Source organism: Brevundimonas sp. S1H14 (assembly GCF_047716865.1).
Lineage (GTDB): Bacteria > Pseudomonadota > Alphaproteobacteria > Caulobacterales > Caulobacteraceae > Brevundimonas > Brevundimonas naejangsanensis.
The window spans coordinates 508,284-532,647 of the sequence record NZ_CP136679.1; the positions used below are offsets into that span (position 1 = coordinate 508,284).

Genomic DNA, 24,364 nt, shown 5'->3' on the forward strand with positions numbered 1-24,364 from the left:
GCCAAGCCTGTCTTGGCCGCACGACGTTGCGCGAAGCGGCCGTCAGGCGACAAGGCGCGGACTGGCCATGTCTGCGACCGAACGGTCCAGTCGGAAGCGGCCGACCTGCTGGTTCAGGCTGACGGCTTCATTGGCCAGTTGACGGGCGGCGGCTGTCGCTTCCTCGGTCATGGCGGCGTTCTGCTGGGTGATGTCGTCCATCTCGCCCATGGCGCGGCGGACGCGGGCCAGGCCCTCGGCCTGTTCCTGAGCCGAGCCGGCGATGCCGCCCGCCAGGCTGTCGACGGCCGTGACCTTGGCGCCGATGCGCTCAAGCGCCGCGCCGGTGCGCTCGACCAGATCGACCCCTCGCGCCACCTGGGCCGAGGAGGTTGCGATCAGGGTGCGGATCTCGCCCGAGGCTTCGGACGAGCGCTGGGCCAGGGCGCGCACTTCCTGGGCCACGACGGCGAAGCCGCGCCCGGCGTCGCCCGCGCGGGCGGCCTCGACCCCGGCGTTGAGCGCCAGCAGATTGGTCTGGAAGGCGATCTCGTCGATCAGGCTGGTGAAGCGAGCGATCTCGGCAGAGGATTCCGCTATGGCGTGGATGGCGGAAACCGCGTCGCCGACCACCTGGGTCGTGTGTTCGACATCGGTGCGGGCGGCGGCGAGGGCCTCGGCGGTCTGGCGGGCCCCGTCGGCGGTGGAGGCCACTTCGCGGGCGATGGCGTCGGCTTCGTTGACGGTGCGCTCCAGATTGGCGGCCTGACGCTCGGTGCGGCTGGCCAGGTCCTCGGAGGCGACGGCCAACTGGCTGGAGCCGGCGCTCAGGCTTTCGACGCTGTCGGCCACGGCGCGCACGGCGGTGCGCAGGGCGCGGGTCGCGGCATGGAAGTCGTTCTGCAGCGAGCGGTATTCCTCGGGGAAGACGTTCGGCAGCGTCACCGACAGGTCGTTGTCGGCCAGGCTGTGCAGGGCGGCGCCAAGCGCACGCACCACTTCGGCCTGTCGCGCTTCGGCGGCGTCGTGTTCGGCCTGGACGCGGTCGCGCTCTTCCTGCAGGGCGTCGAGGTAGATGGAGATGGCCAGATCCATGTCCAGCATGACTCGCTGGTTCAGTTCGGCCACGGCCTCGGCGGTGATGCGGTCATGTTCGCGGCGATTGGCGAACAGTTTTCTGGGCCGCTCGACGATGGCGCGGGTCAGGTGGGCCAGGATCACGCTGTAGCCGCCGATATACCAGCGAGGCTCCAGACCGATGCGGGCGTGAACCCGGCCGATGGTGCGCACCGAGGCGGCGTAGTCCTCGTCGGCCCGGCCGTCGATGATGGCGTCCCAGTGGCGCTGCTGGGCGTTGCTGGCGGCGCTGATGTGCCCTTCGTCGCGGAAGAAGCGGCGCATCTCAGGTTCGGCGCGCACCTTGTCGTAGAAGGCGGCCAGGGCCACAGGCGCGTTCTTGCGCAGCACGCCCGAAACGGCGCTGTAACCGGCGGACGGCCGACCCAGGCCCATGAAGTTCATGCGGCGGTCGATCTCGTGGGAAGCCATGACGCAATACTCACTGCAACGGCAGGGCGGAGGGAGGGCCCTTAATACCCCTTGTCACCAAGAGGGTATTGGCCGGGTTAAGCCGCGGATGCGTAGATTCCCTTAATGAGCAGGCTCAAATCGCTGTGGGAGGCCGAGGCGTCAGCGCCTTGGCGTGGTTCATATAAAGACATCCTTATGTCTTGATTGCTCCACCCGCCGCGTCGCGCTATAGCGGCGACAATCTCCGACAGTGGCCGAAAGACATTTCAGCATGACCGACTACATCGTCCGCGACATCTCCCTGGCCGACTTCGGCAACAAGGAAATCGCCATCGCCGAAACCGAGATGCCGGGCCTGATGGCGCTGCGCGACGAATACGGCGCGTCCCAGCCTCTGAAGGGCGCCCGCATCGCCGGCTCCCTGCACATGACCATCCAGACGGCGGTGCTGATCCAGACGCTGGAAGCCCTGGGCGCCGAAGTGCGCTGGGCCTCGTGCAACATCTTCTCGACCCAGGACCACGCCGCCGCCGCCATCGCCGCGTCGGGCACGCCGGTCTTCGCCTTCAAGGGCGAGAATCTGGTCGAGTACTGGGAATACGCCCACAAGATCTTTGAATGGGCCGATGGCGGCTACCCGAACCTGATCCTCGACGACGGGGGCGACGCCACCCTGCTGTGCGTGCTGGGTCCGAAGGCCGAGAAGGACGCCTCCGTCCTGGACAATCCGCAGAACGAGGAAGAGGAAGCCCTCTTCTCGGTCATGAAGCGTTATCTGAAGGAAAAGCCGGGCTTCTACTCGGCCATCCGCGACGCCATCGGCGGCGTGTCGGAAGAGACGACCACGGGCGTCCACCGCCTGTATCAGATGGCCGAGCGCGGCGAACTGCCCTTCCCCGCCATCAACGTCAACGACAGCGTCACCAAGTCCAAGTTCGACAACCTGTACGGCTGCCGTGAATCGCTGGTCGACGCCATCCGTCGCGGCACCGACGTCATGCTGTCGGGCAAGGTGGCGGTGGTGTGCGGCTACGGCGACGTGGGCAAGGGCTCGGCGGCCAGCCTGCGCAACGGCGGCGCCCGCGTGATCGTCACCGAGATCGACCCGATCTGCGCCCTGCAGGCGGCGATGGAAGGCTATGAGGTCCAGACGCTCGAAGACGTCGCCGACAAGGCCGACATCTTCGTTACCACCACGGGCAACAAGGACGTCATCCGCGTCGAGCACATGCGCGCCATGCGCAACAACGCCATCGTCTGCAACATCGGCCACTTCGACTCTGAGATTCAGGTCGCGGGCCTGAAGAACTTCAAGTGGGACAAGATCAAGGATCAGGTCCACCACGTCGAGTTCCCGGACGGCAAGAAGATCATACTGCTGTCGGAAGGCCGCCTCGTGAACCTGGGCAACGCCACGGGACACCCGTCCTTCGTGATGAGCGCCTCCTTCACCAACCAAACGCTGGCCCAGATCGAGCTGTGGACCAACGCCAAGGCCTACGACAACAAGGTCTACACCCTGCCCAAGCACCTGGACGAAAAGGTCGCCTTCCTGCACCTGGCCAAGCTGGGCGCCAAGCTGACGACGCTGAACCAGGAACAGGCCGACTATATCAACGTGCCGGTCGAAGGCCCGTTCAAGCCGGAACACTACCGCTACTAAGGACCGGCTTCAGGCCTGAAAACAGAACCCCGCGCTGTCGACGGCGCGGGGTTTTCTTTGTCACGCGGCGATATCGCGCGGATCGAACTCGTCCGGTCCGCGTCCCATCAGGCCGGTCTCGAAGTCCATGAAGATGTCGATCAGTTCGTCCACCCCGACCGGCGGCGCCTTGGGGTTGAAGCGGAAGCGCCAGAAGCTGACGATGTGCTGCACCGCCCCCAGCTGGTCGCCCAGCCGGGTGAACATGGCGGGCGCCTCCAGCAGGAAGTCCCTGAACGCCACCGGATTGCCCTCGCGCGTCAGGGCCGCATAGGCGTCGTCGTAATAGCGGAGCGTCCGGCTGACCTCGTCGCAGGTCTTCATGATCCGCGCGCGCAGGACGCCGCGTCCGCGCTGAATATATTCGGCGGCGGCCCGGTCGCTGGGGCCGACGGCCTGCACCGTCACCACCTCGTCGGCGACGTTGACGATATCGGCCATCAGGCTGCTGAGCGCCCATTTGTAATAGAGGAAGCCCTTCCAGCAGAAGACGCCCTCCTGATACTGCTCGGGCTCCAGCTTCAGCGTCAGGCGCAGGGCCTCCAGCCTGTCGCCGGGCGCGTTGGACAGGATCTTGGCCGCCATCCGCGCGGTGGAGCCTGCGGCGACCACGCCGTCGCCGACGCTGAGGGTGACCAGCGGCTCGATCTCGCTCTGGACGAACTCCAGCATCCGCTCCAGGTCGGCCTCGCTGAGGGCGAAATAACAGGCCGCCGCATCCACACTGCCCCGCCGAAGCTGCTCGCGCAGCAGGAAGGGGTCCAGCGACGGCAGCCGGTCCATCAGCCGCAGGGTTTTCAGGTCCGGATGATCGGCGTCGACGCCGAACGCTTCATGCATGGCGCGTTCAAAGCCGATCTGATTGACGAAGATGAAGCGGCCGCCGGTCTTCAGGTCGGTGCTGTCGATCGGCACCACGATCTTGGTCGCCACCTGGCGACGGCCCGGAAAGGCGTCGGTCTCATTGCGGCGCAGGCGGTGTTTGATGATCAGGGCGCGGTTCAGCGCCGGCGTGCGGAACATCGGCCGCTCGGCCCAGTCCTCGGTGTCGCCGTGTTCGTCATAGACCTTGAGCAGGTTCAGCACCCGCGCCGTCGAGGCGGTGCGGCGCAGGTGTTCAAGATTGCGGATGGCGCGGTCGGTCATGGCGACATTGTGCCCGCCAAAGGTGACCAACGGCTTAGTTTGGAGCGCGAAAAAAAAACGGGCCGCTTCCAGCAGGAGGCGGCCCGGTCAGTCGGGGAGGAAAGGGGAAGCGCTCAGCACTCGGCCCAGCGGCGCAGCAGATTGTGATAGACGCCGGTCAGCTTGATGACCTGGGGATCGTCGTTGCCGATGACCGGCACAAGGGCCTGGATGGCCGTGTCCAGATCATAGAGGGTTCGACGCGCCGCCTCGTCGCGCACCATGCTCTGGGTCCAGAAGAAGGACGCCACGCGGACGCCTCGGGTCACCGGCGTCACAAGGTGCTCGCTGGAGGCGGGATAAAGGATCAGGTCGCCGGCCGGCAGCTTCACCCGCTGTTCGCCGAAGGTGTCCTGAATGACCAGTTCGCCGCCATCGTATTCGTCCGGGTCCGACAGGAAAAGCGTCGAGGACAGGTCGCTGCGGATGCGGAAATCGCTTCCGCGCAGAATGCGGATGGAGTTGTCGATGTGAAGGCCGAACGACTGCTCGCCCTGGTAGCGGTTGAACAGCGGCGGAAAGACCTTGAGCGGCAGGGCGGCCGAGACGAACTGCGGCGAGGCGCCGAGCGCATCAAGGATGACGGCGCCCAATTGTTTGGCGAGCGGCGATCCCTCGGGAAGTTGGGTGTTGTTCTTCGCCAGAGCGGACTGCGCGCCGGAGGTCTGGTTGCCGTCCGTCCAGTCGGCGGCGTCCATCAGGGTGCGAAACTGCTGGACCTGGTCGCGGTTCAGGACATTTGGGATGTGCACCAACATGGCCGGGTCTCCGTGCGGCGTGAGGCGTAGGGTTCAAGATCTGCGCCCCCTCATATTCGCAGGGGCGCGCTAATGGAAAACCTCGCCCTCGCAAAAGGACGAGGTTTCCAGCGAACCGCCTTAGAAGTTGAAGTTCAGCGACACGAAGCCGGAGCGGCCGGGGCCGACGTTGGCGAAGAGGCCGACGTGCGAGCCTTCGTAGATCGTCTCATCCGTCAGGTTCTGGATATTGACGCGCACATTGACGTTCTCGTCGATCTCATAGGACCCCATGAGGTCGTAGCGCCAGTAGGCCGGGACCCCCAGGGTGTTGGCGTCGTTCATCCAGCGATCCGACATATAGGTGGCGCCGCCGCCCACGGTGAATTTCTGGATCGTATAGGTGCTCCAGATGCTGAAGCTGTTCTGGGCGATGAACTTCAGGCGCTTGCCGTCGTTGGAGCCTGCGCCGTCGTCCAGCATTTTCGGGTCGAGGTAGGTGTAGCCGCCGTAGACCGCCCAGGCGTCCGTCACATTGCCGGAGAAGCCCAGCTCAAGGCCGCGCGTGCGGTTGTTGCCGATGAGGGCGACCTCGCCCGTGACCGGGTCGGTGGCGCGCTGGTTGGTCTTTTCGGTCTCGAAGATCGCTCCGGTCAGCGACAGGCGGTTGTTGAACACCTCCCACTTCGTGCCCAGTTCGAAGCTGCGGTTTTCTTCCGGGTCCAGGTTCGGACGCGAGCCGCCCAGGCCGCCGCCCGCCGAGCCGTCGGCGCCGCCGGACTGGCCTGCCGTCTCTCCGGAGGGATTGGACGAGGTGCCGTACGACAGATAGATGCTGCCGTTGGAGCGCGGCTTGTAGACGAGACCCGCCTGGTAGTTCCAGAATTTCGAGCGGTTGGCGGCGGTTCCGTCCGTGACATCGTAGTCATCGTAGCGCAGGCCCAGATTCAGGGACCACTTGTCGTTGAAATCGGTGGTGTTGAAGACGTAAACGGCCTGGGTGCGGGTCCGATTGCTCAGGTCGTTGTAATCGTCGCTGAAGTCCTTGAGCGTGGGGCCGCGATAGGCGGGCTCGTTGGCGTTCGGATTCTGCAGGTCGGCGCGGCCGACGGCGAACAGGGCGGCCGCCGGAATCTCGCCGGTCAGCAGCTTCTCTTCGGAGAAGTCGAGGCCAGCGACGAACTGGTTGCGCGTGCCCGCCAGGTTGAAACCGCCACGCAGGGCCGACTGGTTGGCCCAGGTTTCGCTGCGACGGTTGCCGGTGCGAACATCCCGATTCACCTGGCCTGAGGCGACGTGGATCGTCGGTCGCGACATGATGTACTGGCTGGTTGATTCCGCCAGGCGGCTGACGTTGGTGAACTGGAACCCGTTCGAGAATTCGTGCTCAAGCGTCAGGGTGCCGATATCGGCGTTGTTGCGGCGAGCGTCGCGCCCCTTCACGCCATAGAAGTTGTCGCGGCGCACCTTGACCGGCTCTCCGCTGTCGTCGATCGCGAAGGGATGGCCGAGATCGGGCACGTCGTTGGCGCGCAGCATATAGTAGCCGAGATGGATGCTGGTGCTTTCGGAAAGACGATAAGCCAGCGACGGCGCCAAGCCATAGCGGTCGGAATTGACGTGGTCGCGGCCCGGCGTGTCCGCCTGATGGCTCATCAGGTTCAGACGCACGGCGAATTTGTCCGTCAGCATCCGGTTCAGGTCGAGGGTCGAGCGCATGTACTGATCGGTTCCGGCTCCGACCGAGCCGGAGATGAAGTTCTCGGCGCGCGGACGCTTGCTGACCATGTTGATGCTGCCGCCGGTCGAGCCACGGCCGCTGTAGGCGGAGCCGGGGCCCTTGATGATCTCAACCTGTTCGATGTTGAATGCTTCGTGCGCGAAGCGGCCCAGATCGCGAACGCCGTCGATGAAGATGTCGGTGCTGGCTTCATAGCCGCGAATGAAGGGGCGATCGCCGACCGGCGTGCCGCCTTCGCCCGAACCCAGCGAAATCCCCGGCGTCGTGCGCAGCACGTCGGCCAGCGATGCGGCGCCGCGTTGCTCGATCAGTTCACGACTGATGACGGTGACGCTCTTGGGCGTATCCTTGAGGGGGGCCGTGAATTGCGGTCCGGTGGGCTCGCCTGCCCGACGTCCGATCACCTCGACCTCGTCCACCTCCGTAATGGCGGACCCGGCGGTCTGGGATTGCGCCATGGCGGCGCCGGGAACTGCCAAAAGCAGGGCGGCGGACATGGGGGGCAGGAGGCTGGACAAATGAGAACTCCGACTTTCGGACAGGCGGCCGTTAGGCCCTTAAGAAATGAGAACGCTTCTCAACAGCGTTCGAACTTTCTTGGCAATGGGGGTGTGCGAATAGGTCGCATTTGCGCCGTGCTTCCGACACGACTGGCGCGCAAATGCGCTCGGGCCTAAAGAGGCGGTCATGGACATCATCGACATCCTGATCCTGATCGCCGTGGCCGCTGTCGCGATCACCCTGGGCCTGGGCCTGTACAACATGCAGCGCGGGGGCGAGGGCGCAGGCGCTCGGTCCAACAAGCTGATGCGGTGGCGGGTGGCCCTGCAGGCGGTGGCGGTGCTGCTGTTGATGATCGGCATGTGGCTGAAGCGCACGCACGCGGGCTGAGGCCGGCGCTTACGGAAACAGGGAGGGCGCGCCATGGTGACGCTGAACAAGATCTACACCCGCACCGGCGACGCCGGTCAGACGCGGCTGGCCTCGGGCGCGCCGGTGTCCAAGACCGATCTGCGGGTCGAGGCCTATGGGACGGTGGACGAGCTGAACGCCGTCATCGGCGTGGCGCGTCTGAACAGCGGCCAGAATGACCGCATCGACGCCATGCTGGGCCGCATCCAGAACGAGCTGTTCGACCTCGGCGCCGATCTGGCCACCCCGCTGGACCCGGCCCCGAAATGGGAGGCGCTGCGCATCATCGCCTCACAGGTCGAGCGGCTGGAGAAGGAAATCGACTGGATGAACGAAAGCCTGAAGCCGCTGGACAGCTTCATCCTGTCAGGCGGCTCGCCGTTGTCGGCGCATCTGCATCTGGCGCGCACCGTGTGCCGTCGGGCCGAGCGCGACGCCGTACGGCTGGTGGAAAGCGGCGAGACGGTGAATCCGGACGCGGTCCGCTATCTGAACCGCTTGTCAGACCATCTGTTCGTCGCTGCCCGCCGCGCTAACGCCAATGGCGCGGGCGACGTGCTGTGGCGCCCCGGCGCGACGCGCTGAGGCTGAGCACAGACTGAAGATCAGGGGGGCTTAGCGCCCCTGAAGCGCCTTGACCCGCTCGCGCTCGGCTTCGGTGGCGGCGGCGCGGGCGCGTTTGTCGGCGGCGATCTGGTCTTCCAGCTTGACCAGGTCGCGGTTGGCCTCGGCCGAGGCCTCGGCGCGCGTCATGCCTTCGGGCCGTTTGGTGATGTCGGGAAGGTAGACGGGCTGGGCGCAGATGCGCGTCTCCATGTCGTACCAATAGCCCTTGGCCGTACAGCGATCGCCCGGATCGACCCAGAAACGCTGCAGGACGAACAGCCCCGCCAGCGTCACCGCAAACAGGCTGAAGAAGATAAAGCTGAGGCGACGGATCGTCAGGAAGCGTTTCATGCCGGTCTCAATAGATCAAAAATGCGTCCGCGACACGACCGCACTTCACGTAGCGTTACGTTGACAGGTCGGCCTCGTCGGTCCAATCCCTCGGCCGATATTTCGGTGACCAAGCGGATAGTCTCATGAAGGTACTCGTCCCGGTGAAACGGGTGATCGACTCCAACGTCAAGGCTCGCGTGAAAGCGGACCAGACCGGCGTCGACCTCGCCAACGTCAAAATGAGCATGAACCCCTTCGACGAAATCGCCGTCGAAGAGGCCGTGCGTCTGAAGGAAGGCAAGGAACACCATGCCGCAGGCACGGCGACGGAAATCGTCGTCGTCTCCATCGGCGTGACCCAGGCTCAGGAAACCATCCGCACCGCCCTGGCCATGGGCGCCGATCGCGGCGTCCTGGTGCAGTCGGACACGGACCTGGAGCCGCTGGCCGTCGCCAAGGTGCTGAAGGCGGTCGTGGACGAGGAGAAGCCGGATCTGGTCCTGCTGGGCAAGCAGTCGATCGATGGCGATAACAACGCCGTGGGCCAGATGCTGGCCGCCCTGCTGGACTGGCCGCAGGCCACCTTCGCCGGCAAGCTGGCGATCGAAGGCGGCAAGGCTGTCGTCACGCGTGAAGTCGACGGCGGCCTGCAGACCGTCTCGGCGGAACTGCCCGCCGTGGTGTCGGTCGACCTGCGCCTGAACACGCCGCGCTATGCGTCGCTGCCCAACATCATGAAGGCCAAGAAGAAGGAGATCGCCATGAAGGCGGTCGCCGACTACGGCGTCGACACGGCCGACCGCCTCAAGGTGCTGAAGGTGACGGAGCCGCCGAAGCGTTCGGCGGGCGTCAAGGTCGCCGATGCGGCCGAACTGGTTTCCAAGCTCAAAGACGCAGGGGTTCTGTAATGGCCGTTCTCGTCATCGCCGACCACGACGGCTCGGCCGTTCGCGACACCACCAACAAGACCGTGACGGCCGCCCTGGCGTTGTCGTCCGACGTGGACGTTCTGGTGCTGGGCAAGGACGCCAAGGCCGTGGCTGACGCCGCCGCCAAGATTTCGGGCGTGCGCAAGGTCTTGCTGGCCGAGGGCGACGCCGTTGCTCACGGTCTGGCCGAGGCCGTCGAGGCCACCGTCCTGCCGCTGGCCGGAAACTACGACGCCATCCTGACCCCGGCCAACACCGACGGTAAGAACTTCGCTCCGCGCATCGCGGCCAAGCTGGATACGGCGCCGATTTCGGACATCGTCGAGGTCCTGTCGTCTGATAGTTTCGTGCGCCCGATCTATGCGGGCAATGCGCTGGAGACGGTCCAGTCGGTCGACGCCAAGAAGGTCATCACCGTGCGCCCGACGGCCTTCGCCGCCGCCGCTGAAGGCGGTTCGGCCCCGGTCGAGAGCGTCGCTGCGGGCGAAGCGCCCAAGACCGCCTTCGTCTCCGAGGAAATGGTCAAGTCGGACCGCCCCGAACTGGGCGCCGCCAAGATCGTCGTCTCGGGCGGCCGCGCCCTGGGCTCGGCCGAAGAGTTCCACGCCGTCATGGACCCCCTGGCCGACAAGCTGGGCGCCGCTGTCGGCGCCTCGCGCGCGGCGGTCGACGCGGGCTACGCTCCCAACGACTATCAGGTCGGGCAGACCGGCAAGGTCGTGGCGCCGGGCCTATACATCGCCATCGGCATCTCGGGCGCCATCCAGCACCTGGCCGGGATGAAGGACTCCAAGGTGATCGTCGCCATCAACAAGGATGCCGACGCCCCGATCTTCCAGGTCGCCGACTACGGCTGGGTCGCCGACTACAAGACCGCCGTGCCGGAACTGATGGCCGCTCTGGGCTAAGGGCGAGCGTCACGCTGAGTTGGAAGCGCGCCGGGCGAGGGATCGTCCGGCGCGTTTTCTTATCCGCCTTCTATATCCGCTCATCCCGGCGGACGCCGGGACCCAGTAAGAGCTACGCGCTCCACGGTGGAGATATCCGCAGGCTTCCTGCGCGGCGCCTGAAGCCAAAGCACTGGATCCCGGCGTCCGCCGGGATGAGCGGGAAGGTTAGCTTGGCGCTCTCGCGTGAATGGGCCAAACACGCTGCATGACCGCCCGCCTCGCCATCAAACTGACCCCGCGCGCATCGGCCGATCGCATCGACGGTTGGGATGTCGACCCGGACGGCCGTCCGATGCTGAAGGTCCGCGTTCGCGCCCAGCCGGTCGAGGGCGAGGCCAACGCCGTCCTGACCGCTTTCTTGGCCAAGGCGCTGGGCGTGCCCAAGCGCGACGTGACCCTGGCGCGCGGCGGCCAGTCGCGGCTGAAGATGGTCGAGGTCGACGGCCTGACTGACGCGGAGGTCCGCGCGCGCTTGCCTGCCGATTGAGCGCCGCGCTGACTTTGCCGCGAGCAACCGCTTTTAGAGCTTTACCCTGACGGAAACAGGCGATTGTATACGCGCCATTGTTTGCCCGCCGTTCGCGGGCGCGAGGGGGCTCGCCCATGTTGTTCAGTCGCCTGCGGGGGCCAAGCCTCGCTGTCCTCACCTGCGCGCTCGGCGCGCTCAGCCTGTCGGCCTGCGCCACGACCGGCGAGGCGTCGCCCAAGACGCAGACCGCTTCGACTTCGTCGTCGTCCAGGGACCGCACGATGGCGCCGGGTCTGGACGGCTGGGCCAATCAGGACCCCTATCCCTCGACCTATCGCGGCCTGCCGCGCCAGAACATGGCCATCGTCGGCGCCACGGTGCTGACCGGCGCGGGCCAGAAGATCGAGGGCGGCGTCGTCGTCGTCACCGACGGCCGCATCGCCGCTGTCGGCGGCGCGGACACTCCGGTCCCGGCGGGTCACCAGGTGGTTGACGCGCGCGGCCGCTTCGTCACGCCTGGCATCATCGACATTCACAGCCACCTGGGCGTCTATCCCTCGCCCGGCGTGCAGGGGATGAGCGACGGCAACGAGGCCACCAACCCCAACACCGCCCAGGTCTGGTCCGAGCACTCGATCTGGCCTCAGGATCCGGGCTTCAACACCGCCCGCGCGGGCGGCGTGACGACTGTGCAGATCCTGCCCGGCTCGGCCAATCTGTTCGGCGGTCGCGGCGTGACCCTGCGCAACGTCCCCTCGGTCACCATGCAGGGGATGAAGTTCCCCAACGCCCCCTACGGCCTGAAGATGGCCTGCGGCGAGAACCCTTCGCGCGTCTACGGCGGCCGCAATCAGTCGCCCGCCACCGGCATGGGCAATGTCGCCGGCTATCGCGCCGGCTTTATCGCCGCGCGCGACTACAAGGCCAAGTGGGACAAGTGGCGTGAGGACGGTCAGGGGACGCCCCCGACCCGCAACCTGCAGCTTGAGACCCTGGCGGGCGTGCTGGACGGCTCGATCCTGGTCCAGAACCACTGCTATCGCGCCGACGAAATGGCTGTGATGCTCGATGTGGCCAAGGAGTTCGGCTACAAGGTCACCACCTTCCACCACGCGGTCGAGGCCTACAAGATCGCGCCGATGCTGGCGCGTGAAGGCGTCTGCGCCGCCATGTGGACCGGCTGGTGGGGCTTCAAGATGGAGGCCCTGGACGGCATCGAGGAGAACGCCGCCCTGACCGACGCGCCCGAGGGCTCGTGCGCCGTCATCCACTCGGACGACGCCGAACTGATCCAGCGCCTGAACCAGGAAGCCGCCGCCGCCCTGTCGGCCGGTCGGCGCGCCGGGATGAACATCTCTGAAGAACACGCTATCGGCTGGATCACGCTGAATGCGGCCAAATCCATCGGCATCGACAAGGAGACCGGCTCGCTGGAGAACGGCAAACGCGCCGATGTGGTGATCTGGAGCGCCGATCCCTTCTCGATCTACGCTCGCGCCGATCAGGTCTTCATCGACGGCGGCCTGGCGTTTGATCGCCAGAACCCCGCCTTCCAGCCCGTGTCCGATTTCGAACTGGGCCAGCCCGGCTTCGGCCTGTCCGCCGCCGGCGTCGCCCAGGGAGCCCGCTGAACCATGCGTATCAAAACTCTGCTTGCGGGCGCAGTCGCAGCCTTCGCACTGACCAGCCCCGCTCTGGCCCAGGACGTGGCCATCACCGGCGGCCAGGTGCTGACCGGGACCTCGGTCATCGAGAACGGCACCGTCGTCATCCGTAACGGCAAGGTCGTTTCAGTCGGAACCGGTGCGGCCCCGGCCGGTCTGCGGGTCATCGACGCGCGCGGCAAGGTGGTGACGCCGGGCTTCGTCGCCGTGGATTCCGGTCTCGGCGGCACCGAGGTCGGTTCGGTGCGCGGTTCCAACGACCTGGCCAACCGCGCCAACACCCTGACGGCGGCCTTCGACCTGTCCTATGGGCTGGATCCGTGGTCCTTTACCCTGCCGGTCGCGCGTCTGGGCGGCGTCACGCGCGCCGTCGTTACGCCGCAGCACGGCGGCTCGGGCGGCGGGCACAGCCATGACGACAGCGACTTCGCCGGCGCCGGGGCGGGCGGCTTCCAGACGCCGGGCCTGTTCGCGGGTCAGGCGGCGGTCATCAAGCTGGGCGGCGACGACATCCTGGTGAAGCCGCGCGTGGCGATGGTCGCGCCCTTCGGCGAGGCCGGCAAGGCGGTGGCGGGCGGCGCGCGCGGCGCCGAGTTCGTCCTGTTCAAGGAGACCCTGGCCGAGGTGCGGACCTACGCCCGCAACAAGGCGGCCTATGAGCGGGCCGACATGCGCGCCCTGTCGCTGTCGCGCGCCGATATGGAGGCCCTGATCCCGGTGGCCGAGGGGCGTATGCCGCTGATCGTCACCGTCAACCGCGCCTCGGACATCCAGCAGGTGCTGCGTCTGGCGCGCGAGGAAGGGATCAAGATCATCATGGACGGCGCCGCCGAAGGCTGGCTGGTCGCCGACGAGATCGCGGCGGCGAACGTGCCGGTCCTGCTGCACCCGATCACCAACCTGCCCTCGAACTTCGAGATGCGGGCGGCGCGGATGCAGAACGCGGCGGCGCTGAACGCGGCGGGCGTCGTCATCGCCATCAAGGGCAACGAGGGTTCGGCCCACCGCGCCCGCGACATCCGCTACAACGCGGGCAACGCCGTCTCGCACGGCCTGCCCTTCGCGGCGGCCATTCAGGCGATCACGGTCAACCCGGCCCGCATCTTCGGCTTCGACGGCCAGTTCGGCGAGCTGAAGGCCGGAGCGGCGGGCGACGTCCTGGTCTGGTCCGGCGATCCGCTGGAGCCGCTGAGCCAGCCGTCAGCCGTGCTGATCGACGGGGTGGAGCAGCCGCTGCAGGCGCGCAACCTGCTGCTGCGCGACCGCTACCGCACTGGCGGCGAGGGCGCCATGCCGCCCGCCTACGGCAACTGAGGCTTCACGGCCTGAAGACGGAAGGGCGCTGCGGGAGACCGCGGCGCCCTTCTTTGTATTCCTGATGTCCGCCGGGATGAGCGGGTATGCAGGCCCGCGCCTCTACTGAGCCGTCAGCCCGCCGTCGATCTTGAACTCGGCGCCGGTCACGAACTTCGATTCATCTGACGCCAGATACAGCACGCAGTACGCCACATCGTCCGGCTCGCCGATCCGTTTCAGCGGAATGCCGCGCGCCAGCTTTTCGTGCGCGCTCGCCTCGTTCCCGCCGGCCATGACGACGAAGGGATCGAGGATCGGCGTCTTGATGAAGACCGGGTGCACCGAGTTGGCGCGCACGTTCCAGCCCGCCTTGGCCGCCTCCAACGCCACTGTCTTGGTGTAGAGCCAGACCGCCGCCTTGGTGGCGTTGTAGGCGCCCATGCCCGGCGCGGCCGCCAGCCCCGCGATTGAGGAGATGTTGACGATCGACCCTGCGCCCGAGGCCCGCAGCGGCGCCATGGCGTGTTTGCAGCCCAGCATGACGGATTCCAGGTTGATCGCCTGGACCTTGCGCCAGTTCTCCAGCGTGTCCTGCTCGGCCCACAGCAGTTGGCCGCCGATCCCGGCGTTGTTCACCAGAATCGACAGACCGCCCATGTCCTCGACCGCCGCGTCCACCACGCGGACCCAGTCGTCCTCGCGCGTGACGTCGTGCTCATAGGCGAAGGCCATGCCGGGATGTTCGGCGTTGATCGCCTCGGCCAGGGCGCGGACGCCGTTCAGGTCCAGATCGCTGAGCGCGACCTTGGCGCCCTCGCGGACCAGCATCCGCGCCATCGCCTGGCCCAGCCCGCCGGCGGCGCCGGTGATCAGGGCCGCCTTGCCTGCGACGCGTCCGTGACGGGGGGCCATTACTCGACCAGCCCCTTGACCGCTTCGTCGATGAAGCGGGCCATCGCCACGTCGCGCTCCGTCACCCCGTCCGCGTCATGGGTGGTCAGCAGCACCTCGACGCGGTTGTAGACGTTCGACCACTCTGGATGGTGATCGACCTTGTCGGCCAGCAGGGCGACGCGGGTCATGAAGCCGAAGGCGGCGTTGAAATCGGCGAAGCGCAGGGTCCGCGCGATGGCCGGGCGCGGATCGTCGGCGCGGCGCCAGTCGGGCAGGCCCGCCAGAACTTCGGTCACGTCGAGGGCGGCGGTCATGGGCGTCTCCTTGTATTTTGTTCAGGCGTATCGCGCGCCCCGTGACGCGACAAGCCGTCGCCTGCGTCAGATGCGACGCTTCCCCGGATGACGGCGGCGGCGGGAGGCGTTACACCCGCATCCATGACCCAGGCCGATCCCTCCTCCGACGCTTCCGGCAAGACCTCCTCCTTCGGCTTCCGCGACGTGGACGCCAAGGAAAAGGTGCAGATGGTGCGCGGCGTGTTCAACTCAGTCGCCTCCAACTACGACCTGATGAACGACCTGATGAGCGCGGGCGTTCACCGCATCTGGAAGGACGCGACGGCTGCCAAGCTGAACGTCCGGCCGGGCGAGGTGGTGCTGGACATGGCTGGGGGCACCGGCGACATGGCTCGCCGCTATTCGAAGATGGCCCGCGCGGCGCAGGAACGGCGCGGCGGCGAGGACGCCATTGTCATCGTCATGGACTACAATGCCGAGATGATCCTGAACGGCGTGGCCAAGGGCGGCGAGCCCGAGATGGCCTGGGGCGTCGGCGACGCCATGCACCTGCCGCTGCCCGACGCCTCGATAGACGCCTATTCGATCAGCTTCGGCATCCGCAACGTGGCTGACATTCCGCAGGCCCTGCGCGAAGCGCGTCGCGTGCTGAAGCCGGGCGGCCGCTTCATCTGCCTTGAGTTTTCGCGGCCCACGACCGGCGCGTTGAGGAAGGCCTATGACGCCTGGTCCTTCCACGCCATTCCGCGCATCGGCCAGCTGGTCGCCAAGGATCGTGATTCCTACCAGTATCTGGTCGAGAGCATCCGCCGCTTCCCCGATCAGCAGACCTTCAAGCGGATGATCGAGGAGGCGGGCTTCAGCCGCGTCAGCGTCACCAATCTGTCGGGCGGGATCGCCGCCATCCACCACGGGTGGGCGATCTGAGCCGGCTGACCTTCAACGCTCCGCCGCCGACGCCTCAGGCCCAGCCGGTCCGCCATCCGGTGGGCGCGGCCTTCCGCATGGTCCGCTGGGGCTGGGTGCTGGCGCGCCACGACGCCCTGATCCCGCGCGAGGCCAATCCCCTGTTGCCCGCCTGGGGGCGTCCGTTCGCCCGCCTGATCCAGATGTTCGCCAGCCGCAAACATCGCGCCGGGCGGCCCGGCCAGCGCGTCGGCGAAGCCTTCGAGCACCTTGGCCCCGTCGCCATCAAGCTGGGCCAGGTGCTGGCCACCCGCGCCGACATCTTCGGTCTGCAGTTCGCCCAGGATCTGGGGCGTCTGAAGGACAAGCTGCCGCCCTTCCCGCTGGAAGAGGCCAGGCGCGAGATCGAGCGGTCGCTGGGCCGTCCCGCCGAGAGCCTGTTCATTGATCTGAGCGAACCGATGGGCGCCGCGTCGCTGGCTCAGGCGCACCCGGCCTGGCTGGCCGATGGGCGCAAGGTGGCGGTCAAGGTGCTGCGTCCCGGCGTCGAGCGCCGCGTGGCCCGGGGACTGGACGCCATGCGTCTGGGCGCCAAGCTGGTCGACCGCTTCGTCGAGCCCGCCCGTCGGCTGGAGCCGCGCGCCTTTGTCGAGATCATCGCCCAGTCCTTGCAGTTGGAACTGGACATGAGGCTGGAGGCGGCGGCCGCCTCCGAACTGGCCGAGGTCATGGCCAAGGACGGCTATATGTCCGCGCCCGCTGTGGTCTGGGACGGGGTGGGCAAGCGGGTGCTGACCCTGGAATGGGCGCAGGGCCTGCCGATGACGGACCCGGCGCTGGTCGAACTGCCGGGCCTCGACAAGGATGCGCTGGCCGACAAGGTCGTGCGCGCCTTTCTGGTGCAGGCGCTGGACCACGGCGTCTTCCACGCCGACCTGCACGAGGGCAATCTGTTTGCCGACGCGCCCGCGCAACTGACGGCCATCGACTTCGGCATCGTCGGGCGGCTGGGCCCGGCCGAGCGCCGCTATCTGGCCGAGATTCTGTGGGGCTTCATCAGCCGCGACTACGACCGCATCAGCCGAGTTCACTTCGAGGCTGGCTATGTCCCGCCGCATCATTCGGTTGATACCTTTGCGCAGGCGTTGCGAGCGGTGGGCGAACCGGTGATCGGCCGTCAGGCCAGCCAGGTGTCGATGGGACGTCTGCTGGGCCAGCTGTTCGAGATCACCGCCCTGTTCGACATGCATATGCGGCCCGAGCTGGTGCTGCTGCAGAAGACGATGGTCTCGGTCGAGGGGGTGGCGCGCCGCCTCAACCCTGATCACGACCTGTGGGACGCGGCCAAGCCGGTGGTCGAGCGCTGGATTCGCCGCGAACTGGGGCCCGCGAACCAGGCCAAGGAGGCGATGGAGGAAGCCGTCGCCACGCTGAAAGCCCTGTCGCGTCTGGTGCAGAACCCGCCGCCGTCTCAGACGTTGGTGATCGAGAAGGCCGGAACGCGGCCCTGGGTGGTCGCCGCCGTCACCGTCGCTGTCTGTGCGTCGGTCGCCGCCTTGGTGCTGACGCTTTGGCCGATGATCGTCGCCTGACGTTTCTTCGGAGCCTGCGCATGAAGACCTTTTCTCTGACCGCCGCCCTGATGGGCGCGACCCTGCTGGCCGCCCCCGCCCTGGCGCAACAGGCGCCCGCCCGGCCCGCAACCGGCCCCACGACAGGCCCCACGACAGGCTCGGGCGCGGCGGCGGCCACCCTGCCTGAAGCCTTCGAGGGCGATGCTGCTTCGGCTCGCCCGCAAGCCGCGCCGCCCGCGCCTGCTACCACGGCGACCGCGCCTGATATCGCCCGTTCAGAAGAGGCCCTGCGCGCCGTCATCGCCGCCATGCAGGCCGGTCAGATCGACTATACGGTGTTCACCCCCGATCTGGCCGAGCAGATTCGCGCCCAGTCCGGCGCGGTGGCGCCCCTGATCCAGCAGTTCGGCCCGCTGAAGTCTATTTCGCACCTGGATCAACAGAACGGCGCCGATGTCTTCCGCGTCCTGTTCGACAAACAGGCCACGGACTGGATTATCGGCTTCAACGAGGACGATCTGATCGCCGCCCTGCTGTTCCGTCCGGCGCAGGACTGACGGGCGGCGCCTTCAATCCAGCGACGGCTTGCCGCGTCCGCTCTTGATCGACGATCGGCTGGATTTGGCCTGCAACCGACGCTCCTTGGATGCCCGCGTCGGGCGGGTCGGCACGCGATAGACCGGCTTGATCGAGGCTTCGGCCACCATGGCCTCCAGCCGTTCGATGGCGTCGGCGCGGTTGCGTTCCTGGGTGCGGAAGCGCGCGGCGCTGATGACGATCACCCCGTCCAGCGTCAGGCGGCTGCCCGCCAGCTTCATCAGCCGCGCCTTCACCGGCTCGGTCAGGCTGGGCGAGTTCTTGACGTCGAACCGCATCTGCACGGCGGTCGAGACCTTGTTGACGTTCTGCCCGCCCGGTCCGCCCGCGCGGAAGAAGCGGAACTCCAGCTCGTCCTCGGGAATGCGGCTCATGACGCTTCTCGGCGCGCCCGCGCCACGGCGGCGTCCAGCGCCTGCAGGAAGCGCGAGCGGTCGGCGGCCGAGAAGGGCGGCGGCCCGCTGGTCGGCACGCCCATGGAGCGCAGATGCTCGCCGATCATCCGCCCGGCCAGGGCCGAGCCGATGGAGTCGGCCGTGAACGGCTGGCCGTTCGACTTCAGCGCCTGCGCGCCCGATTTCAACACCCGGTCGGCCAGCGGAATGTCGGCGGTGATGACGATGTCGCCGCGCTTGGCGCGCTCGGCAATCCAGTCGTCGGCCACATCCGGCCCGGCGTCGACGACGACCTGTTCGATCAGCGGTTCGCGCGGGGTGTTGATCCAGGCGTTGGACACCACGAAGACCTTCAGGCCGCAGCGGCGGGCCACGCGGTACACCTCCTCCTTCACGGGGCAGGCGTCGGCGTCGATGTAGAGGGTGGTGGCCATGACAGGCTTATGGCCCGAGACGGGCGAGGGGAGAAGGTCGCTTGATGCTGGGTCGCGGTCAGAAAGCTCCGCCTTCTCGACCCGACGCGACCATCTCCTCCCCCACGAAGGGGGGAGGAGGCAGGCGGTATCAGGCCTGGCCGTCGCGGATGCGCTTCAGGTCCGGCGCCAAGGCCTCGTCCGTCAGCAGGGCGATGGCTTCCTCGACCGTGACGATGGTCTGGGCCTGCGAGCCGAAGCGGCGGATGGCGACCTTGCCTTCCTCGGCCTCCTTGCGGCCGACCACGGCGATGGCGGGCACCTTGGCGACCGAGTGTTCGCGGATCTTGTAGTTGATCTTCTCGTTGCGCAGGTCGATCTCGGTGCGCAGACCCGCCGCCCGGAACTTCGCCAGAACCTCTTCGGCATAGCCGTCGGCGTCGGACGTGATGGTCGCCACCACGGCCTGCGTCGGCGCCAGCCACAACGGGAAGGCCCCGGCGTAGTTCTCGATCATGATGCCGATGAAGCGCTCGAACGAGCCGAGGATCGCGCGGTGCAGCATGACCGGGCGGTGCTTCTGACCATCCTCGGCGATGTAGGTCGCGTCCAGACGTTCGGGCAGGACATAGTCCAGCTGGATCGTGCCGCAGGTCCATTCGCGGCCGATGGCGTCCTTGACGATGAAGTCCAGCTTGGGCGCGTAGAAGGCGCCGTCGCCCTCGGTGACGACCGGCTCGGTTCCGGCGGCGCGGGCGGCTTCCAGCATCTGGGCCTCGGCCTTGTCCCAGAATTCCTCGGTGCCGGCGCGCAGCTCGGGGCGGGTGCCGAGGCTGATGTATTTGGTCTCCATGCCCAGGTCGGCGTGGACCGAATAGGCCAGCTTGATGAACTCGGCCGTCTCCTCGACGATCTGGTCCTCGCGGCAGAAGATGTGGGCGTCGTCCTGGGTGAAGCCGCGCACCCGCATCAGGCCGTGCAGCGAGCCCGACGGCTCATAGCGGTGGCAGGCGCCGAACTCGGCCATGCGCAGCGGCAGTTCGCGATAGGACCGCTGGCCCTGATCGAAGATCTGCACGTGACCGGGGCAGTTCATCGGCTTGAGGCTGAGCGTCTCGCCCTCGACCGTCTCGCAGACGAACATATTGGCGCGGTACTTGTCCCAGTGGCCCGAGGCCTCCCAGAACTTCCGGTCCAGCACCTGCGGCGTCTTGACCTCGACGTATCCGGCGGCGTCCAGACGGCGGCGCATATAGGCTTCCAGCACGCGCCAAAGCACCCAGCCCTTGGGGTGCCAGAAGACCATGCCCCGGCCCTCTTCCTGCATGTGGAAGAGCTCCATGGCGCGGCCCAGCTTGCGGTGGTCGCGCTTCTCGGCCTCTTCGATGCGCAGCAGATAGGCGTCCAGATCCTCCTTGGTCGCCCAGGCCGTGCCGTAGATGCGCTGCAGCTGGGCGCGGCTGGAATCGCCGCGCCAATAGGCGCCTGCCAGCTTGGTCAGCTTGAAGGCCTTGCCCACGAACTTGGTCGTCGGGAAGTGCGGCCCGCGGCACAGGTCGGCCCATTCGCCCTGCTTGTAGACGGTGATCGTCTCGCTGCCCGGCAGGTCGCGGATCAGTTCGGCCTTATAGGTTTCGCCGAGCGTCTCGAAGTGGGCGATGGCCTCGTCGCGGTTCCAGACCTGACGCTCCAGCGGGGCCCCCCGGTCGATGATCTCGGCCATCTTCTTCTCGATCTTGGGGAAGTCGTCGGTCGAGAAAGGCTCGTCGCGGGCGAAGTCGTAATAGAAGCCGTCCTCGATGGCCGGGCCGATCGTCACCTGAGTGCCGGGGAAGAGTTCCTGCACCGCCTGGGCCAGCACGTGGGCGGCGTCGTGACGGATGGTCTCCAGCGCCTCGGGATCGTCGCGCATCAGCAGGCGGAAGTCGCCGTTCCCGTCGATGACGCGGTCCAGGTCGCGCTGCTCGCCGTTCCAGACGACCAGGGCCGCCTTCTTGGCCAGAGAGGGCGAGATGGCGGCGGCCACGTCGCGGCCCGTCGAGCCGGCCGGATACTGACGCACGGCGCCGTCGGGGAATTTCAGTTCGATCATGACGGTCGTTCTTTTTCGGTCTTGGCGGGCGGGACGGGATCATAGCCCGAACCGCCGAAGGGATGGCATTTACAGAGGCGCCGCACGGTGAGCCATCCCCCCCGCACCGGACCGTGCCGGATCAGGGCGTCGCGCCCGTAATCCGAACAGGTCGGCATGAACCGGCACTGCTGGCCGATCAGGGGGGACAGCGTCAGCTTATAGCCCCGATGGGCCGCGCGGACGCTGCGTTCGTAGAGAGACATCTGTCCCTTCGCCGGGGGCTCTGTTTCGGGTTCGTCGCGCTTATCCCTCTTCACAGCAGGGGGATCAACCGACGCGCCGTTCAGGCCGCGCCGGCGAGGCGAGTTCGCGTATCGGTGTGGTGTTTCGCCAACGCCTGTCTGACGGCGTCCAGCGTCGCTTCAAGCGCCACCATGGTCGAGGCGTGGCGGGCGGGGTAGTCGGCGACCTGCTTCAGGACGCGCAAGCCTTCGAAGCGGCCCTCGGGGCCTTCTGCGCCGGATTTCAGCATGGCCGACATGGCGTCGCGCGCGGCCTCGATCTCCTGAACCGAGGCGCCGAGGATGTTTTCCCCGACCACGCCCGCCGCCGCCTGGCCCAGGGCGCAGGCCTTGACCGTCTGGGCGAAGTCGCTGACGCGGCCGTCGGCGTCCAGCACAACGTCGACGATCGCCTTCGACCCGCACAGTTTGGCGACCCGTTCGGCCGAGCCTTCGGGCGCAGGCAGGCGCCCGCTGTGCGGCAGGTTGGCCGCCAGCGACAGGATGCGCGCGCTGTAGAGGTCGTCGATCACGGTATGAAGATAGGCGCTGCGGCGGCTTTAGAGAAGGGTCATCCGCCCTGCAGAGAGGACCATGTGCGCGCCGTCGGCGACGCCTCAGTGAGGGCGGGGGAGGGCACCTGACCCGGCCGCATCCGCGCGGCCAGCCAGCGCAGGTTCTGGTCGGCGGCCTCGGGCGGCAGGTCGCGGCGCAGGATGGCTTCGGCCTCGGCGGTCTTGCCCTGCAGGCCCAGCGCCAGGGCCAGGTTCTGGCGCACCTGCAGCCCGGCGCTCGGCTGGCTCGCGGCGCGGCGCAGCAGGATTTCGGCCGAGGGCGCATCCCCCTCGCCGATGCGGGCGATGGCGGCGTTGGTCAGGACATCGGCGTTGTCGGGCGACAGGCGCAGGGCCTCGTTCCACGCGGCGCGGGCGTCGTCGGGGCGGCGTACCTGCTGATAGGCTACGCCCAGAAGCGACAGGGGCCGCCAGTCGCGCGGCGCCGCCGCCTTCGCCTGCTCCAGCGCGGCGATGCCGTAGAAGGCCTGACCGCGCGCGATGTGGGCGCGCCCGACCTCCAGCATGGCTTCGACATTGGCGGGCTGGACGACCAGCACTCCCTGGGCCGTCTCGGCGGCGCGGTCGAACTGGCCCAGTTCGCGCAGGGCCTGCGACAGCTTGACCCCAGCGACGGGGTCCATCGGGTTGAGCTGCTGCTCATTGGTCCAGAAGACCGACCGGCTGAGGGCGTCGGCGCGGTCATAGCCCGCGCGCGTCACGGCGTCGGCAGGGGCGCGGACGGCGAGCTCAGTCTGGCTCAGGGCCGGGGCGGCGAGGGCCAGAAGCGTCAGGCTGACGGTTGCGGCGAGGACGGCGTTGCGCGACATGGAAGGGGTCCGTGGCGGTTCAGCCCCTAGGGTCGCGCCGACGGGTCAAGGTTTGGTTAATCGACGTTAAGCGTCGGAAAGGTCGCCCCATGTCCCCTCAGTCCGAACTGCTGATCGCCGCCGCCGAGACCGCGCGCCCGGTCCGCATCGTCAAGGCGGGCGCGGCGCTGGAGGGGCGTATCGCCGTCTGGGCCGAGGCCAACGGCTTTACCGGCAAGGCGGGACAACTGCTGGTCGTGCCGGGGGCCGACGGCGCGCCGGAACTCGCCCTGTTCGGCGTGGGCGAGGCCTTTGACCCCATGACGGCGCGCGGCCTGCCGACGCGGCTGCCTGAAGGGGACTGGCGACTGGAGGGCGTCGAGGGCGAGGGCGCGCATTCGGCGGCGCTGGCCTTTGCCTTGGGGGGCTATCTGTTCGACCGCTATAAGGCCCGGCCTGAGCGTGGCCGCGCGCGTCTGGTCGCGCCGGAAGGGCTCGACCTGACGGCGACGCTGAACATCGCCGCCGCCTGCGCCCTGACGCGAGAGATGGTTGACACCCCCGCCGCCGACATGGGGCCGCTGCAACTGGAAACCATCGCGCGCGAGATCGCCGAGGGTGCGGGCGCCAGCCTGACCGTCACGACCGGCGACGCCCTGCTCGAAGAGAACTATCCGGCTGTTCACGCCGTCGGCCGCGCCGCCGCTCCGCACCGCGCCCCGCGCGTGCTGGAGATCGGCTGGAACCTGGACAATGCGGACCTGCCGCTGGTGGCCCTGGTCGGCAAGGGGGTGGTGTTCGACACCGGCGGTCTGGACCTCAAGGGCGCCGCGGGGATGCGCAACATGAAGAAGGACATGGGCGGCGCCGCCCACGCCCTGGCGCTGGGTCGCCTGATCATGCAGGCCGATCTGCCGGTACGGCTGGTGGTGCTGGTCGCGGCGGTGGAGAACGCGGTGTCGGCCGACGCCTTCCGGCCGGGCGACATTCTGTCGAGCCGCAAGGGCCTGACCATCGAGATCGGCAACACCGATGCCGAAGGACGCCTGATCCTGGCCGACATCCTCACGCGGGCGGGCGAGCATGAGCCGGACCTGACGCTGGACTTCGCCACCCTGACCGGCGCGGCCCGCATCGCGCTGGGGCCCGAACTGCCGCCGCTCTACACCGACGACGACGCCCTGGCCGAGGGCGTCCTGAGGGCGGGCCGCGCCGTGGGCGATCCTCTGTGGCGGATGCCGTTGTGGTCGGGCTACCGCGCCTCTCTCGACAGCGAGATCGCCGACGTTCGTAACGATTCCGCCGCCTGGGCCCAGGCCGGATCGGTGACGGCGGCCCTGTTCCTGCAGAAGTTCGCGCCGACGACCGGCAGCTGGGCCCACATGGACGTCTTCGCCTGGAATCCGCGCGCCCGGCCCGGCTGGCCCGAGGGCGGAGAGGCGCAAGGCTTGCGCGCCTGTTTCCGCTACCTCAGCGACAAATTCGTCAAATAGCCAAGGCTGTTAACGCCCCCTTTGGGATCGGCGCCTAGGGTCAGC

At 67.6% G+C, this 24,364-nt stretch carries 25 protein-coding genes; 12 read left to right on the top strand and 13 right to left on the bottom strand.

From position 1 onward, the window contains the following. Window positions 1-42 precede the first annotated feature (42 nt). Window positions 43-1,527: a globin-coupled sensor protein gene (locus tag RSD66_RS02400; protein WP_415288854.1), complete on the bottom strand. Its 1,485-nt coding sequence runs from the start codon at window positions 1,525-1,527 to the stop codon at window positions 43-45. Window positions 1,528-1,780: 253 nt separating this feature from the next. Between RSD66_RS02400 and ahcY the strand changes: the two genes are divergently transcribed. Then, window positions 1,781-3,172, top strand: a complete 1,392-nt coding sequence (gene ahcY, locus RSD66_RS02405) for an adenosylhomocysteinase (protein WP_415288855.1) — start codon at window positions 1,781-1,783, stop codon at window positions 3,170-3,172. A gap of 60 nt (window positions 3,173-3,232) precedes the next feature. Here the strand turns inward: ahcY and RSD66_RS02410 are convergent, their stop codons facing one another. The 3 genes from RSD66_RS02410 to RSD66_RS02420 all read right to left on the bottom strand — a co-directional run bounded on the left by RSD66_RS02410 (window position 3,233) and on the right by RSD66_RS02420 (window position 7,332). Continuing rightward, entirely contained in the window at window positions 3,233-4,357 is a 1,125-nt protein-coding gene (locus RSD66_RS02410; RefSeq protein ID WP_024355122.1) for a hypothetical protein, read from the bottom strand. A gap of 113 nt (window positions 4,358-4,470) precedes the next feature. After that, window positions 4,471-5,154 carry a Fe2+-dependent dioxygenase gene (locus tag RSD66_RS02415; protein ID WP_415288856.1) on the bottom strand — a complete coding sequence of 228 codons (684 nt, stop codon included), beginning with the start codon at window positions 5,152-5,154 and terminating at the stop codon, window positions 4,471-4,473. Between the two features lie 120 nt (window positions 5,155-5,274). After that, entirely contained in the window at window positions 5,275-7,332 is a 2,058-nt protein-coding gene (locus RSD66_RS02420; protein ID WP_415288857.1) for a TonB-dependent receptor, read from the bottom strand. A 229-nt stretch (window positions 7,333-7,561) separates the two neighbouring features. On the opposite strand from RSD66_RS02420, the gene RSD66_RS02425 reads away from it, so the two are divergent. Together RSD66_RS02425 and RSD66_RS02430 are read left to right on the top strand one after the other, a co-directional pair. After that, a complete protein-coding gene (locus tag RSD66_RS02425; protein WP_119412578.1) occupies window positions 7,562-7,765 on the top strand; it encodes a twin transmembrane helix small protein in 204 nt (67 codons plus the stop codon). Between the two features lie 33 nt (window positions 7,766-7,798). Further along, window positions 7,799-8,371, top strand: coding sequence for a cob(I)yrinic acid a,c-diamide adenosyltransferase (locus RSD66_RS02430; RefSeq protein ID WP_024355119.1), 573 nt, complete (start codon window positions 7,799-7,801; stop codon window positions 8,369-8,371). Window positions 8,372-8,401: 30 nt separating this feature from the next. Here RSD66_RS02430 and RSD66_RS02435 read toward each other — a convergent pair whose 3' ends face one another. Then, a complete protein-coding gene (locus tag RSD66_RS02435) occupies window positions 8,402-8,743 on the bottom strand; it encodes a hypothetical protein (protein WP_415288858.1) in 342 nt (113 codons plus the stop codon). 125 nt (window positions 8,744-8,868) lie between these two features. On the opposite strand from RSD66_RS02435, the gene RSD66_RS02440 reads away from it, so the two are divergent. The 5 genes from RSD66_RS02440 to RSD66_RS02460 all read left to right on the top strand — a co-directional run bounded on the left by RSD66_RS02440 (window position 8,869) and on the right by RSD66_RS02460 (window position 14,051). Next, window positions 8,869-9,633 carry an electron transfer flavoprotein subunit beta/FixA family protein gene (locus RSD66_RS02440; RefSeq protein WP_003167502.1) on the top strand — a complete coding sequence of 255 codons (765 nt, stop codon included), beginning with the start codon at window positions 8,869-8,871 and terminating at the stop codon, window positions 9,631-9,633. Beyond that, window positions 9,633-10,562, top strand: a complete 930-nt coding sequence (locus RSD66_RS02445; RefSeq protein WP_415288859.1) for an electron transfer flavoprotein subunit alpha/FixB family protein — start codon at window positions 9,633-9,635, stop codon at window positions 10,560-10,562. Before RSD66_RS02440 ends, RSD66_RS02445 begins: the two co-directional genes overlap by 1 nt. A 247-nt stretch (window positions 10,563-10,809) precedes the next feature. Next, the gene (locus RSD66_RS02450; RefSeq protein ID WP_415288860.1) at window positions 10,810-11,091 is read left to right on the top strand and encodes a DUF167 domain-containing protein; all 282 of its coding nucleotides are present in this window, start codon (window positions 10,810-10,812) and stop codon (window positions 11,089-11,091) included. A 116-nt stretch (window positions 11,092-11,207) separates the two neighbouring features. After that, the gene (locus RSD66_RS02455; protein WP_415288861.1) at window positions 11,208-12,704 is read left to right on the top strand and encodes an amidohydrolase; all 1,497 of its coding nucleotides are present in this window, start codon (window positions 11,208-11,210) and stop codon (window positions 12,702-12,704) included. Window positions 12,705-12,707: 3 nt separating this feature from the next. Beyond that, window positions 12,708-14,051, top strand: a complete 1,344-nt coding sequence (locus RSD66_RS02460; RefSeq protein WP_415288862.1) for an amidohydrolase family protein — start codon at window positions 12,708-12,710, stop codon at window positions 14,049-14,051. Between the two features lie 102 nt (window positions 14,052-14,153). Here RSD66_RS02460 and RSD66_RS02465 read toward each other — a convergent pair whose 3' ends face one another. Beyond that, entirely contained in the window at window positions 14,154-14,945 is a 792-nt protein-coding gene (locus tag RSD66_RS02465; protein ID WP_415288863.1) for an SDR family oxidoreductase, read from the bottom strand. Then, a complete protein-coding gene (locus RSD66_RS02470) occupies window positions 14,945-15,241 on the bottom strand; it encodes a 4a-hydroxytetrahydrobiopterin dehydratase (protein WP_024355112.1) in 297 nt (98 codons plus the stop codon). The genes RSD66_RS02465 and RSD66_RS02470 overlap by 1 nt, the downstream gene beginning before the upstream one ends. Window positions 15,242-15,364: 123 nt before the next feature. Here RSD66_RS02470 and RSD66_RS02475 point away from each other — a divergent pair, with 123 nt between their 5' ends. From RSD66_RS02475 to RSD66_RS02485, 3 genes are read left to right on the top strand one after another with little or no spacing between them, the layout of a single operon-like run. Further along, entirely contained in the window at window positions 15,365-16,150 is a 786-nt protein-coding gene (locus RSD66_RS02475) for a class I SAM-dependent methyltransferase (RefSeq protein WP_415288864.1), read from the top strand. Next, window positions 16,138-17,721 carry a 2-polyprenylphenol 6-hydroxylase gene (ubiB, locus tag RSD66_RS02480; protein ID WP_415288865.1) on the top strand — a complete coding sequence of 528 codons (1,584 nt, stop codon included), beginning with the start codon at window positions 16,138-16,140 and terminating at the stop codon, window positions 17,719-17,721. Before RSD66_RS02475 ends, ubiB begins: the two co-directional genes overlap by 13 nt. 20 nt (window positions 17,722-17,741) lie before the next feature. Continuing rightward, entirely contained in the window at window positions 17,742-18,260 is a 519-nt protein-coding gene (locus RSD66_RS02485; RefSeq protein ID WP_415288866.1) for a hypothetical protein, read from the top strand. Window positions 18,261-18,272: 12 nt separating this feature from the next. On the opposite strand, the gene arfB is transcribed toward RSD66_RS02485, so the two are convergent. The 6 genes from arfB to RSD66_RS02515 all read right to left on the bottom strand — a co-directional run bounded on the left by arfB (window position 18,273) and on the right by RSD66_RS02515 (window position 22,847). Further along, a complete protein-coding gene (gene arfB / locus RSD66_RS02490; protein ID WP_415288867.1) occupies window positions 18,273-18,674 on the bottom strand; it encodes an alternative ribosome rescue aminoacyl-tRNA hydrolase ArfB in 402 nt (133 codons plus the stop codon). Then, on the bottom strand, window positions 18,671-19,129 hold the full coding sequence (locus RSD66_RS02495; protein ID WP_415288868.1) for a YaiI/YqxD family protein: 459 nt from the start codon (window positions 19,127-19,129) through the stop codon (window positions 18,671-18,673). The genes arfB and RSD66_RS02495 overlap by 4 nt, the downstream gene beginning before the upstream one ends. Before the next feature lie 130 nt (window positions 19,130-19,259). Beyond that, window positions 19,260-21,200 (bottom strand): threonine--tRNA ligase, encoded by a 1,941-nt coding sequence (gene thrS / locus RSD66_RS02500; RefSeq protein ID WP_415288869.1) that lies wholly within the window; start codon window positions 21,198-21,200, stop codon window positions 19,260-19,262. Beyond that, window positions 21,197-21,445, bottom strand: coding sequence for a membrane protein insertion efficiency factor YidD (gene yidD, locus RSD66_RS02505; RefSeq protein ID WP_024355105.1), 249 nt, complete (start codon window positions 21,443-21,445; stop codon window positions 21,197-21,199). The genes thrS and yidD overlap by 4 nt, the downstream gene beginning before the upstream one ends. A gap of 80 nt (window positions 21,446-21,525) precedes the next feature. After that, window positions 21,526-21,996, bottom strand: a complete 471-nt coding sequence (locus RSD66_RS02510; RefSeq protein ID WP_415288870.1) for an iron-sulfur cluster assembly scaffold protein — start codon at window positions 21,994-21,996, stop codon at window positions 21,526-21,528. A gap of 38 nt (window positions 21,997-22,034) precedes the next feature. Then, entirely contained in the window at window positions 22,035-22,847 is an 813-nt protein-coding gene (locus RSD66_RS02515) for a tetratricopeptide repeat protein (protein ID WP_415288871.1), read from the bottom strand. 89 nt (window positions 22,848-22,936) lie between these two features. On the opposite strand from RSD66_RS02515, the gene RSD66_RS02520 reads away from it, so the two are divergent. Next, entirely contained in the window at window positions 22,937-24,319 is a 1,383-nt protein-coding gene (locus RSD66_RS02520) for a leucyl aminopeptidase family protein (protein ID WP_415288872.1), read from the top strand. The last annotated feature ends 45 nt before the right edge of the window (window positions 24,320-24,364 follow it).